General features: G+C 73.7%; 11 protein-coding genes. 9 read left to right on the top strand and 2 right to left on the bottom strand.

The window, feature by feature from the left end:
- Positions 1 to 8 precede the first annotated feature (8 nt).
- From Q0858_RS13395 to Q0858_RS13380, 4 genes are read left to right on the top strand one after another with little or no spacing between them, the layout of a single operon-like run.
- Entirely contained in the window at positions 9 to 461 is a 453-nt protein-coding gene (locus Q0858_RS13395) for an NfeD family protein (protein ID WP_299055216.1), read from the top strand.
- 56 nt (positions 462 to 517) lie between these two features.
- Positions 518 to 1,603: an SPFH domain-containing protein gene (locus Q0858_RS13390; protein WP_299055214.1), complete on the top strand. Its 1,086-nt coding sequence runs from the start codon at positions 518 to 520 to the stop codon at positions 1,601 to 1,603.
- Entirely contained in the window at positions 1,600 to 2,391 is a 792-nt protein-coding gene (locus tag Q0858_RS13385; protein WP_299055211.1) for a sulfite exporter TauE/SafE family protein, read from the top strand. Before Q0858_RS13390 ends, Q0858_RS13385 begins: the two co-directional genes overlap by 4 nt.
- 7 nt (positions 2,392 to 2,398) lie before the next feature.
- Positions 2,399 to 3,649 carry an MFS transporter gene (locus Q0858_RS13380; RefSeq protein ID WP_299055208.1) on the top strand — a complete coding sequence of 417 codons (1,251 nt, stop codon included), beginning with the start codon at positions 2,399 to 2,401 and terminating at the stop codon, positions 3,647 to 3,649.
- A gap of 304 nt (positions 3,650 to 3,953) precedes the next feature.
- Here the strand turns inward: Q0858_RS13380 and Q0858_RS13375 are convergent, their stop codons facing one another.
- Positions 3,954 to 4,907, bottom strand: coding sequence for an alpha/beta hydrolase (locus tag Q0858_RS13375; RefSeq protein ID WP_299055205.1), 954 nt, complete (start codon positions 4,905 to 4,907; stop codon positions 3,954 to 3,956).
- Between the two features lie 30 nt (positions 4,908 to 4,937).
- Positions 4,938 to 5,726, bottom strand: coding sequence for an IclR family transcriptional regulator (locus Q0858_RS13370; protein WP_299055203.1), 789 nt, complete (start codon positions 5,724 to 5,726; stop codon positions 4,938 to 4,940).
- A 110-nt stretch (positions 5,727 to 5,836) separates the two neighbouring features.
- Between Q0858_RS13370 and Q0858_RS13365 the strand changes: the two genes are divergently transcribed.
- From Q0858_RS13365 to glcF, 5 genes are read left to right on the top strand one after another with little or no spacing between them, the layout of a single operon-like run.
- Positions 5,837 to 8,011 carry a malate synthase G gene (locus Q0858_RS13365; RefSeq protein WP_299055201.1) on the top strand — a complete coding sequence of 725 codons (2,175 nt, stop codon included), beginning with the start codon at positions 5,837 to 5,839 and terminating at the stop codon, positions 8,009 to 8,011.
- Entirely contained in the window at positions 8,008 to 8,445 is a 438-nt protein-coding gene (locus Q0858_RS13360) for a heme-binding protein (protein ID WP_299055198.1), read from the top strand. Before Q0858_RS13365 ends, Q0858_RS13360 begins: the two co-directional genes overlap by 4 nt.
- A 17-nt stretch (positions 8,446 to 8,462) precedes the next feature.
- Complete coding sequence (locus tag Q0858_RS13355; RefSeq protein WP_299055196.1) at positions 8,463 to 9,929, top strand: FAD-linked oxidase C-terminal domain-containing protein; 1,467 nt, start codon at positions 8,463 to 8,465, stop codon at positions 9,927 to 9,929.
- A complete protein-coding gene (locus tag Q0858_RS13350) occupies positions 9,929 to 11,191 on the top strand; it encodes an FAD-binding oxidoreductase (protein WP_299055193.1) in 1,263 nt (420 codons plus the stop codon). Before Q0858_RS13355 ends, Q0858_RS13350 begins: the two co-directional genes overlap by 1 nt.
- A complete protein-coding gene (gene glcF / locus Q0858_RS13345) occupies positions 11,191 to 12,606 on the top strand; it encodes a glycolate oxidase subunit GlcF (RefSeq protein ID WP_299055190.1) in 1,416 nt (471 codons plus the stop codon). Before Q0858_RS13350 ends, glcF begins: the two co-directional genes overlap by 1 nt.
- Positions 12,607 to 12,610: the final 4 nt, after the last annotated feature.

The raw sequence follows: 12,610 nt of genomic DNA, 5'->3' as shown, positions 1-12,610 counted from the left end.
CTCGGCCCATGGACGTCGACCCGTGGCAGGCCTGGCTCGGCCTGGGCGTCGTGCTCGCCATCGCCGAGGTCACCGGCACGGACTTCATCCTGCTGATGCTCGCGGTCGGCGCGGTCGGGGGCATGGTCGTCGCCCTGGTCGGCCTGCCGGTGATCGCCCAGGTGGTCGTCGCCTCGCTGGTGTCCGTGGCGATGCTCGCGCTGGTGCGGCCCTCGGTCCTGAAGCGACTCCACCAGGGCCCCGAGCTGCGCCACGGCCACACCGCGCTGGTCGGCAGCCAGGCGCTGGTCACCGAGGAGATCACGGCCACGAGCACCGGCCGGATCAAGCTGGACGGCGAGATCTGGTCCGCGGCGCCGTACGACGAGCACCTGGTCATCGCCCCCGGCGAGACGGTCGAGGTCTTCGAGATCCGGGGCGCGACGGCGTACGTGCACCCGGTGGCGCGCCTCGAGCCCTGAACCTGCGTGCCCCGGGCCCCCAGTAGCCTGGGGACACTCGAGTCCGAGGGGGAACCATGAGCATCACCGTGCTCGTCCTGCTGGTCCTGATCGCGCTCCTCGCGGTCGCCGTGCTGGCCAAGACCGTCAAGATCGTGCCGCAGGCCCGGGCCGGGATCGTGGAGCGCTTCGGGAAGTACCAGGGCACCCTGGACCCCGGGCTGAAGCTGATCGTCCCGTTCATGGACCGGGTCCGGTACCTCATCGACCTGCGCGAGCGGGTGGTCTCGTTCCCGCCGCAGCCGGTGATCACCGAGGACAACCTGACCGTCTCGATCGACACCGTCATCTACTTCCGCGTCACCGACCCGGTGGCGGCGACGTACGAGATCGGTGACTACATCCAGGCCGTCGAGCAGCTCACCATGACCACGCTGCGCAACATCGTCGGCGGCATGACGCTGGAGGACACCCTCACCAGCCGCGACTCGATCAACGGCGGGCTGCGCGGCGTGCTCGACGAGGTGACCGGTAAGTGGGGCATCCGCGTCGGCCGCGTCGAGATCAAGGGCATCGACCCGCCGCCGTCCATCAAGGACTCGATGGAGAAGCAGATGCGCGCCGACCGCGACAAGCGCGCGCTCATCCTCACCGCCGAGGGCCAGCGGCAGTCCGCGATCCTCACCGCCGAGGGCAGCAAGCAGTCCGCGATCCTGACCGCGGAGGGCGAGCGCGAGTCCGCCATCCTGCGGGCGCAGGCCGAGCGGGAGTCGTCCATCCTGCGGGCGCAGGGTGAGGGCCAGGCCATCCAGACCGTCTTCCAGGCCATCCACGACGGCAACCCGGACCAGTCGCTGCTGGCCTACCAGTACCTGCAGATGATGCCGAAGATCGCCGAGGGCGACGCGAACAAGGTCTGGATCGTCCCCAGCGAGATCACCAAGGCCCTCGAGGGGCTGGGCTCGACCATGAGCAGCGTGCGCGGCATCCCCGACCAGGTCGACGGACCCCGCGTGCGGGTCGACACCGCGGCCACGCCCTCGCTCGCGAAGGAGACCGACGCCGAGACCGACGAGTCGCTGTCGGAGGCCCAGGCCGACGTCCGCGCCGCCATCGCCGAGGCGCAGCGGGCCGCGAACCCGGGCGCCCCGACCGAGGAGTGAGCCCGGCCGAGATCGCGGCGATCGTCCTGGCCGGGATGGGCGCCGGCCTCATCAACACGGTCGTGGGGTCGGGGACCCTGATCACCTTCCCCACCCTGATCGCCTTCGGCGTCCCGCCGGTCACCGCGAACGTCTCGAACTCGATCGGGCTGGTGCCCGGCTCGATCTCCGGTGCCATCGGCTACCGCCGCGAGCTCGCCGGGCAGCGGGGCCGGGTGGTCCGGCTCGGCGTCGCCTCGTTCCTCGGCGGCGTGGCCGGCGCGGCACTGCTGATCTTCCTCCCCCCGTCGGCCTTCGCGGCGATCGTGCCGGTGCTGATCATCCTCGGCGTCCTGCTCGTCCTGGCCCAGCCGCGGATCTCGCGGTGGGTCGCCCGCCGCCACGAGGCGAAGGGCACGGCCGGCGAGCGGCCCGAGCACGGCGGCTGGTGGGTGTGGCCGTCGATCCTCGGCACCGGCGTGTACGGCGGGTACTTCGGCGCCGCGCAGGGCGTCCTGCTGATGGCCGTCATGGGCATCGGCATCGACGAGGACCTCCAGCGCCTCAACGGCGTCAAGAACGTGCTCGCCGCGATCGTCAACGGCGTCTCCGGCGTCGTGTTCGTCGCCGTCCACTTCCTCGTCGAGCCGTACGTCGACTGGTGGATCGTGCTGTACATCGGGATCGGGGCCGTGATCGGCGCCCAGATCGGCGCGAAGGTCGGTCGCAGGCTCCCGCCGTTCGGGCTGCGGCTCGTGATCGTGGTCGTCGGCGTGGCCGCCGTCGTGTCGTTCCTCGTCGGCAGCTGAGGCTCCCGTGAGCACGACGACCGCGGACCGCGCCACGGTCCAGCGCCGCACCCTGCGGGTCGTCGTCGCCTCCCAGGTCCTCGGCGGGGCGGGCCTGGCCGCGGGCATCACGGTCGGCGCCCTGCTCGCCCAGGACATGCTGGGCGGCACCGGCGCGGCCGGCCTGCCCGTCGCGCTGTTCACGCTGGGCTCCGCGCTGGCGGCGTACCTGGTCGGCCGCGTCTCCCAGCGTGCCGGCCGACGTACCGGCCTCGCCGCGGGCTTCCTCGCCGGCTCGCTCGGCGCCGGCGGCATCGTCGTGTCCGCCGTCCTGGACGCCGTGCCCCTGCTCCTCGTCTCCCTGCTCGTGTACGGCGCCGGCACGGCGACCAACCTGCAGGCCCGCTACGCCGGCACCGACCTGGCCACCCCCGAGGAGCGCGGCCGGGCCATCTCGGTGGCCCTGGTCTCCACGACCTTCGGCGCCGTCGCGGGCCCCGCGTCCGTGGACCTGCTGGGCGGGCTCGCGACGTCCCTCGGGCTGCCGCCCCTCACCGGCCCCTTCCTCCTCGGTGGCGTCGCGTACGGCGCCGCCGGGCTGGTGCTCCTCGCGTTCCTGCGACCGGACCCGCTGCTCCTCGCCCGCCGGCTCGCCGACGAGGCGGTGCCCGCGGCGACGGACCCCGCGGCGGTGCCGACCGTCGTGCTGCCCGGCGGGGTCGCCGTGGGCGCCACCGTCATGGTGCTGACCCAGGTCGCGATGGTCGCGATCATGACCATGACGCCGGTCCACATGCGCGCCCACGGCCACGACCTCGGCGACGTCGGCCTCGTGATCGGGCTGCACGTCGCGGCCATGTTCCTGCCGTCGCTCGTGACCGGCCGCCTGGTCGACCGCGTGGGCCGGCTGCCCATGGCGGTCGCGGCGGCCGTCACCCTGCTCCTCGCGGGCGTGGTGGCCGCGGCGGCCCCGGTCGACTCGATGGTGGCCCTGTCGCTCGCGCTGGTGCTGCTCGGGCTCGGGTGGAACCTCGGCCTCATCAGCGGCACCGCGCTCCTCGTCGACGGGACCCTCCCCGAGCAGCGCGCCCGCACCCAGGGCACGGTCGACGTCCTCATCGCCCTGGCGGGCGCCTCGGGCGGCGTCCTGTCGGGCCTCGTCGTCGACGCCACCAGCTTCGCCGTCCTGTCGCTGGGCGGGGGAGCGCTGGCGCTCCTCCTCGTCCCCGTCGTCGTCCGGCAGCGCCACCTGGCCGAGTCGGCACTCGTGCACAGCTGAGAGGGCTCGAGTCGGCACGTCTGCGCAGCTGAGAGGGCTCGAGTCGGCACGTCTGCGCAGCCAAGGGGGCTCGAGTCGGCACGTCTGCGCAGCCAAGGGGGTTCGAGTCGCACCCAGCGGCGGGTGTCTGAACAGGCGTGAGGGGTCAGTCCGGGGCTCGCGCAGCCACGGCGCGGACTCGGGCTGCCCAGTCGTGCCGGCTCGGCGTTCTAAGGCTGCGCAGATCTGCCGACTCGACCTCGTACAGCTGCGCAGATGTGCCGACTGGACGCCGTGCGCCTGCGCAGACGTGCCGACTCGGCGGTCAGGGGAGGAAGCGGTCGGCCCAGCCCGCCAGGACCTCGTACACCCGCCCGAGGGCCGGCTCCTCCGACAGGACGACGTCGTGGCGGGCACCCTCGACGGCCACGACCTCGACGCGGGGGCCGATGCGGGGGGCCCAGCGCCACATGTGCTCGACGTCGAGGACGACGTCGGCGGAGCGCAGGTCCTCGGCGGTGTACGGCGGCTCCGCGCTGCGGTCGGAGGTCAGCACGAGCACCGGGACGTCGACGTGCAGGCCCCGGTGCAGCTCGGCGTGGGCGCGCCGGATGGCCCGCAGCCAGCCCAGCCTGACGGGGAAGGACTCCACGGGCTTCCACGTCAGGTCGTAGACCTGCCGGCCGCCGTGGTCGCGGTGGAGGCTGCGGCCGTACCCGCCGTCGACCTGCCGCGGCACCACGACGTCGGGCAGGACGGCGCCGACCACGTCGATGACGCGGGTGCCGACGGTCCGCATCAGCTCCGAGCCCTGCAGGTCCAGCCAGGGGGCGTTCAGGACGACGCCGACCAGCGTGCCGGCCTGCTCCGCCCGGCGGTCCTCGCACCACAGCGCCGCGACCAGCGCACCCGTGCTGTGCGCCGAGACCACGAGCCGGTCGTGGCCGTCACGCCCGGTGATCCGCTCGTACGCCGCGTCGAGCTCCTCGGCGTACGCACGCACGTCGTGGACGTCGGTCGGTGTCTGGTGCGGCAGCAGGGAGCGGCCGTACTTGCGCAGGTCGAGGGCGTAGAAGTCCCAGCCGCGAGCGGTCCACCAGGCCGCGTAGTCGGTCTGGAAGAAGTAGTCGGCGAAGCCGTGGACGTGCAGCACCGCGCCCCGCGGCGCCGTTCCCGCGTCGGCGGGGGCGTGCACGAGGGTCGCCACCACCCGGCCCTCGGCATCGTCCGCGAGGGGGATGGTCTCCGCGGTCCACGGCGGGCCCAGGACGTCCTGCATGGCGGGATCCTCGCACCCCACCGGTGCGACTCAGACCAGCGCCGCCGCCAGCTCCTGGGCCGTACGCCGCAGCCGCGGCACCGCGTCGGCCACGAGCGTGTCGGTCATGCGGGGCGCGGGGCCGGACACGGAGATCGCGACCCGGGGGTCCTCGGTCGGGACGACGACCGCCACGCAGCGGACGCCGACCTCCTGCTCCTCCTCGTCGAGGGCGTAGCCGAGGCGGTCGATCTCGTCGAGGCCCGCGCACAGCTCCTCGATGTCGGTGAGGGTGTGCGGGGTCCGGGGCGCCATCCCGGTGCGGGTCAGCAGCGCGCGGGCCCGTTCCCGCGGCATCCGGGCCATGATCGCCTTGCCGACGGCGGTGCAGTGCGGGTCGACGCGGCGGCCGACCTCGGTGAACATCCGCATCGAGTGCTTCCCCGGCACCTGGGCGACGTAGGCGATCCGGTCGCCGTCCAGGACGGCCAGGTTCGCGGTCTCCCCGAGGACGTCGACCAGCCCGGCGAGGGCCCGCTCCGCCCCGACCCCGACGCTCGAGCCGGCCGTCGCGCCGAGCGGGACCAGGCGGAACCCGAGCGCGTAGCGGCGGTCCGGGAGCTGGCGGACGTACCCGCGCGAGCGCAGCGTCCCGAGCAGGCGGTGCGCAGTCGGCAGGGCCGTGCCGGTGGCCGACGCGAGGTCGGCGATGGTCATGGCGCCGCCCCGGGAGGCCAGCATCTCGACGAGGTCCAGGGACCGGTGGAGCGACTGGACGCCGCCGCGGTCGCCGGGACGGTCGGTGGCGCGGTCCGGCTGTCGGTCACCTGCGGTTGACATGGTCTCCGCGCCCTCCGTAGTTTTCCGTGGACAGGAAACACACTTCCACAATGCGGAAACTCGGGCAAGCATGCGGACCCGGGTCTTCGCCGCCGACGGTAGGGAGCCGGATGACTTCTCAGCGTGTCCAAGCAGGAGGGCTCGACGTCGCCGCCGAGCTGCACCGCTTCGTCGAGGAGGAGGGCCTGCCCGGTTCCGGGCTGGAGTCCGACGCCTTCTGGGAGGGCCTGGCGGCGCTGGTCGCCGACCTCTCGCCGCGCCACCGCGAGCTCCTCGCCGAGCGCGACCGGATCCAGGCCGCGCTCGACGACTGGCACCGCGAGCACCCGGGGACCCCCGACACCGAGGCGTACACCGCGTTCCTGCGCGAGCTCGGCTACCTGCTCGACGAGCCCGCCGAGGTCGCCGTCACGACCGACGGCGCCGACCCGGAGGTCGCCGGCATCCCCGGCCCGCAGCTCGTCGTCCCGCTGCTCAACGCGCGGTTCGCCACCAACGCGGTGAACGCCCGCTGGGGCTCGCTGTACGACGCGCTCTACGGCTCCGACGTCGTCCCCACCGACGGCGAGTTCGCCCCCGGCGACGGCTACACGAGGGCCCGCGGCGACGAGGTCATCCGTCGCGGCCGCGAGCACCTCGACGCGCACTGGCCGCTGGCCGGGGCGTCCCACGCCGACGTGACGGCGTACGCCGTGGACGACGACGGCCTGGCCGCCACCGTGGACGGCGAGGTGAAGCGCCTCGCGGAGCCGCAGCAGCTCGTCGGCTTCCGCGGCGACGCCGCTGCCCCCGAGGCCGTCGTGCTCGTCCACCACGGCCTGCACGTCGAGATCCAGGTGGACGCCGACGACCAGATCGGCAGCACCGACAAGGCGGGGGTCAAGGACCTCCTGCTGGAGTCCGCGGTCTCCACGATCATGGACCTCGAGGACTCCGTCGCCGCCGTCGACGCCGAGGACAAGGTGCTCGGCTACCGCAACTGGATGCGCCTGATGGACGGCACCCTGGCGGAGGAGGTGACCAAGGGCGGGAAGACGTTCACCCGCGCGATGAACGACGACCGCGTGTACACCGCGCCCGACGGGCACGGCGAGGTCACCCTCCACGGCCGGTCGCTGCTCTTCATCCGCCAGGTGGGCCACCTGATGACGACCGACGCGGTCCGCGACGCCCAGGGCGACCCGGTGCCCGAGGGCCTGCTCGACGCCGTCATGACCGGCCTCGGCAGCCTCAAGGACGTCCAGGGCCGCACCGAGCGCCCCAACTCCCGCACCGGCTCGGCGTACGTCGTCAAGCCGAAGATGCACGGGCCGGACGAGGTCCAGCTCGCCGTCGACCTCTTCGCGGGCGTCGAGCGGCTCCTCGGCATGGAGCCGCTGACGATCAAGATGGGGATCATGGACGAGGAGCGGCGCACCTCGCTGAACCTCAAGGCCTGCATCGAGCGCGCCCGCGAGCGGGTCGTCTTCATCAACACCGGCTTCCTCGACCGCACCGGCGACGACATCCACACCTCGATGCAGGCCGGGCCGGTGGTCCGCAAGGCCGACATGAAGCAGACGCAGTGGATCGAGGCGTACGAGGACCTCAACGTCGACATCGGCCTCGAGTGCGGTCTGCTCGGTCGCGCCCAGATCGGCAAGGGCATGTGGGCGGCGCCCGACAGCCTCGCCGCGATGTACGAGGCCAAGATCGGCCACCCGAGGGCCGGCGCGACCTGCGCCTGGGTGCCCTCGCCGACGGCCGCGACCATCCACGCGCTGCACTACCACCAGGTCGACGTGAAGGCCCGTCAGGAGGAGCTCGCCGCCGGCGGACGCCGCAAGGACCGCGAGCAGCTGCTCGTCCTCCCGCTCGGCGACGCCGCCGACTGGTCGGACGCCGACCGCACCGCCGAGATCGAGAACAACCTGCAGAGCCTGCTCGGGTACGTCGTCCGCTGGGTCGACGCCGGCGTCGGCTGCTCGAAGGTGCCCGACCTGTCCGGCGAGGCGCTCATGGAGGACCGCGCGACCTGCCGCATCTCGGCGCAGCACGTCGCCAACTGGCTCCACCACGGCGTCGTCACCCGCGAGCAGGTCGAGCAGACCCTGCAGAAGATGGCCGCCGTGGTCGACGAGCAGAACAGCGGCGACGCCGGCTACACGCCGATGGCGCCGTCCTTCGACGGCCCGGCGTACGTCGCCGCGAAGGGCCTCGTCCTCGACGGCCTCGCCCAGCCCAGCGGCTACACCGAGCCGATCCTGCACCGCCAGCGCGCCGTCAAGAAGGAGCAGTCCGCATGACCCACGTCCACCTCGACCTCGAGACCGCCCGCACGATCGTCGCCGCCGCCCGGGCCCACGGCCGCGAGCAGGGCCTCAAGCCGCTGACCGTCGTCGTCCTCGACCCCGGCGGGCACGTCGTGGCCGTGGAGCGGGAGGACGGCGCCTCCATCGGACGGTTCGACATCGGCTTCGGCAAGGCCCACGGCGCGCTGGCCCTCGGCATGGGCTCGCGCTCGATCATGGGTCGCGCCGAGCAGCAGGCCTACTTCATCGCGTCCGTGACGAGCGCCGTCGGCGGGTCGTTGGTGCCCGTGCCGGGCGGGGTGCTCGTGAAGGACTCCGGCGGCGAGCTCGTGGGCGCGGTCGGGATCACGGGTGACACCTCCGACAACGACGAGGCCGCAGCCGTGGCGGGCATCGAGGCGGCCGGCCTGGTCGCCCAGGTCGACTGAGAACCCGGGGAGAACGCATGGGTGCAGAGCAGATCGAGGCCGTCGCGGCGGTCGCGCGACGGGTGGTCCCGGCCGTGGGCGTCATCGACGACCGCACCCGGCTGCGGACCTACGAGTGCGACGGGCTGGCCCACTACCGGGTGACGCCCGCGCTCGTGGTGATCCCCGAGGACGCCGCCCAGCTCGCCGCCGTCGTCGCCGCGTGCGCCGAGCACCGGGTGCCGTACGTCGCCCGCGGGTCCGGCACGGGCCTGTCCGGCGGGGCGCTGCCGCACGCCGAGGGCGTGCTCGTGGTGACCTCCCGGATGCGGGAGATCCTCGAGGTACGGCGCGCGGACCAGCGCGCCGTCGTCGAGCCCGGCGTCATCAACCTCGACGTCACCAAGGCGGCGAGCGGCGACGGGTACTACTACGCCCCGGACCCCTCCAGCCAGCAGATCTGCTCCATCGGCGGCAACGTCGCCGAGAACTCCGGCGGCGCCCACTGCCTGAAGTACGGGTTCACCGCCAACCACGTCGCCGCCGCCGACTTCGTCGCCCCGGACGGGGAGACGGTGCGGCTCGGGACGACGGCCCCGGACGCGCCCGGCTACGACCTGCTCGGCGCCGTCATCGGCTCCGAGGGGACGTTGGGGATCGTCACCACCGTCGAGGTGAAGCTGACCCGGCTGCCGCAGGACGTCCGCACCCTGCTGGTCGGGTTCGCCTCGACCGACCAGGCCGGCGCGGCGACGTCGGCCATCATCTCCGCGGGCATCGTCCCCGCCGCGATCGAGATGATGGACGCGCTGGCGATCGAGGCCGCCGAGGCCGCCGTCTCCTGCGGCTACCCCGACGGCGCCGGCGCGGTGCTGGTCATCGAGCTCGACGGCTCGACCGCGGACGTCGGGGCGGAGTTCGAGGACGTCGAGCGGATGTGCCGCGACAACGGCGCCTTCGAGATCCGGGTCGCCACCGACCCCACCGAGCGGGCGCTGATCTGGAAGGGCCGCAAGTCGGCGTTCGCCGCGGTCGGCCGCATCAGCCCGGACTACATCGTCCAGGACGGCGTCATCCCGCGCACCGCGCTGCCCGAGGTCCTCACCGCCATCGACGAGCTGTCGCGGTCGTCGGGGGTCCGCGTGGCCAACGTCTTCCACGCCGGCGACGGCAACCTGCACCCGCTCGTGCTGTTCGACGACGCCGTCGAGGGCGCGGGGGAGGCGGCCGAGAAGGTGAGCGGCGCGATCCTCGACCTCTGCATCGAGCACGGGGGCTCCATCACCGGCGAGCACGGGGTGGGCGTCGACAAGGCGAAGTACATGCCGCGGATGTACTCCGACGAGGACCTGGACACGATGCAGCTGGTCCGGTGCGCCTTCGACCCCGCCGGGATCTCGAACCCCGGCAAGCTCTTCCCGACGCCGCGGCTGTGCGGCGAGGTCCCCGGCCGGCACAAGGGCGCCCACCCGCTGCAGGCCGCCGGCCTCGCGGAGGTGTTCTGATGACGACCGGTCTCGGGGGCCTCGACACCGCGGCCCGTGAGGCGCTCGGCTCCGCGTGCGGCGACGTCCGCGACGCCGGCGAACGGGACGCCGTCGACGGCGTCGCCCCGGCCCTGGTGGCGCGCCCCGGCGACGTCGGCCAGGTGTCCGAGGTGATGCGCGCCTGCGCCGCCCACGGCCTGCGGGTCGTGCCGCGGGGCGGCGCGACCAAGCTGTCCTGGGGCCTCCCGCCCTCCGGGGTGGAGGTCCTCCTCGACCTGTCCGCGCTCGACGAGGTGACCGACCACGCCGCCGGCGACCTCATCGTCGCCGCCCGGGCCGGCACGCCGCTGGCTCGGCTGCAGGAGACGGTGGCGACGGAGGGCCAGCGCCTCACGGTCGACGAGACCGTCGCCGGCTCGACGATCGGCGGCGTCCTGGCGACCAACGCCTCCGGCGCCCGTCGTACGGCGGTCGGCACCGTCCGCGACCTGCTCATCGGCGTGACGATGGTCCGCCACGACGGGGTCGTCGCCAAGGCCGGCGGGCGGGTCGTCAAGAACGTCGCGGGCTACGACCTCGGCAAGCTGCTCATCGGCTCGATGGGCACGCTCGGCGTGGTCGTCGACGCGACCTTCCGCCTCCACCCGCTGCCCGCCGCGTCGCGCTGGGTCACCGCCAGGGCCGGCAGCGCCGCGGCGGCCCTCGAGCTCGCGCAGGCCGCCGTCCACAGCCAGGTCGTGCCCGCCGCCGTCGAGGTCGGCTGGGAGGCCGGCGCCGGCACGGTGAGCGTGCTCCTCGAGGGCCGCGAGTCCGGCGTCCAGGGCCGGGTCGACGAGCTCGCCCCGCTGCTCGGCGGCGACGTCGAGGTCGGCGAGGACGCGCCGGGCGGGGGAGCGACGTACCCCTGGGACACCGCCGCACGCGGCGACGACCGCAGCACCGCGCTCAAGGTCACCTTCGCCCTCTCCGGTCTCGCCGACGTGCTCGCCGCCCTCGACGGCACCCCGGCGGTGCTGCGCGGGTCCGCGGGCTCCGGCGTCGCGTACGCCGCGCTGCCGTCGACCACGCCGGTCGGCGAGGTCTCCGGACTGCTCGACCGGCTGCGCGCGACGACCACCCGCCACGGCGGCGCCACGACCGTCGTCGACGCCCCGGCCGCCGTCAAGGACGCCGTCGACGTGTGGGGCCCCGTGCCCGCGCTCGCGCTCATGCGCCGCGTGAAGGACCAGTTCGACCCCGACCACCGGCTCGCGCCGGGCCGCTACGTGGGAGGCATCTGATGACGCAGGAGCAGGAGGTCGACAAGATCGACGGGATGGCGGGCACCCAGGGGGCGAACCCGCTGGCCGCCGACCCCGCCGACGTGCTGGGCGGCATGAGGGCGGGCGCGTTCGACGAGCACCACCCGCCGGACGCCGCGCTGATCGGCGACTGCGTCCACTGCGGCTTCTGCCTGCCGACCTGCCCGACGTACGTGCTGTGGGGCGAGGAGATGGACACCCCGCGCGGGCGGATCTACCTCATGAAGGAGGGCCTCGAGGGCGAGCCGATGACCGACGAGATGGTCGGCCACTTCGACGCCTGCCTCGGCTGCATGGCCTGTGTGACGGCGTGCCCGTCGGGCGTGCAGTACGACACGCTCATCGAGCAGACCCGCGCCCAGGTGGAGCGCAACTACGAGCGTCCCGCCGCCGACAAGGCGCTGCGCGGCCTGATCTTCTCGCTCTTCCCGCACCCCAAGCGGCTCAAGCTGATGCGGGGGCCGTTGAAGGTGCTGCAGGCCACCGGCCTCGACCGGGCCATGCGGCGCACCGGGCTGCTGGAGAGGACGGCGCCCCAGCTCGCCGCGATGGAGAAGCTGGCGCCCAGGCTGGGCAAGGCCATGCCGCTGCCGGAGCACATCACCGCCACCGGCGAGCGCCGGATGACGGTCGGGATGCTCGTCGGGTGCGTGCAGGGGGCGTTCTTCCCCGGTGTCAACGCCGCCACGGCGCGGGTCCTGCAGGCCGAGGGCTGCGACGTCGTCGTCCCGAAGGAGCAGGGTTGCTGCGGCGCCCTGTCGGTGCACGCCGGCCGCGAGGACGAGGGCGCGTCGTTCGCCCGGGCGCTCGTGGACGCCTTCGACGACGCCGGGGTCGAGCGCATCGTCGTCAACTCCGCCGGCTGCGGCTCCACGATGAAGGAGTACGCGGCGCTGCTCGCCGACGACCCGGCGTACGCGGACCGCGCGAAGGCGTTCGCGGAGAAGACCCGCGACATCTCCGAGGTCCTGCTCGAGCTCGGACCCCGGGCCGTCCGGCACCCCCTCGAGGTGACGATCGCCTACCACGACGCGTGCCACCTCGCCCACGCCCAGGGCGTGCGCAAGCAGCCCCGCGACCTGCTGGCCGACATCCCCGGCCTGACGCTCAAGGAGATCCCCGAGGGCGAGATCTGCTGCGGCTCCGCCGGGATCTACAACATCCTCAACCCCGGGCCCGCCCAGGAGCTGGGGGACCGCAAGGCCGCGAACATCGTCAGGACGGGCGCGGAGCTCCTCGTGACGGCCAACCCCGGCTGCCTGATGCAGGTGACCTCCGCGCTCGACCGCCACGCCGAGCAGAACGGCACCCCGCCGATGGGGATGGCCCACACCATCGAGGTGCTCGACGCCTCGATCCACGGAGCGCCGCTCTCGGCGCTCATGGACCACTGACCAC

The sequence above is a fragment of the uncultured Nocardioides sp. genome, from assembly GCF_947489365.1.
Classification (GTDB): Bacteria; Actinomycetota; Actinomycetes; order Propionibacteriales; family Nocardioidaceae; genus Nocardioides.
Note: the sequence above shows the minus strand (reverse complement) of the source record. Positions and strands in the feature narration are given on the sequence as shown.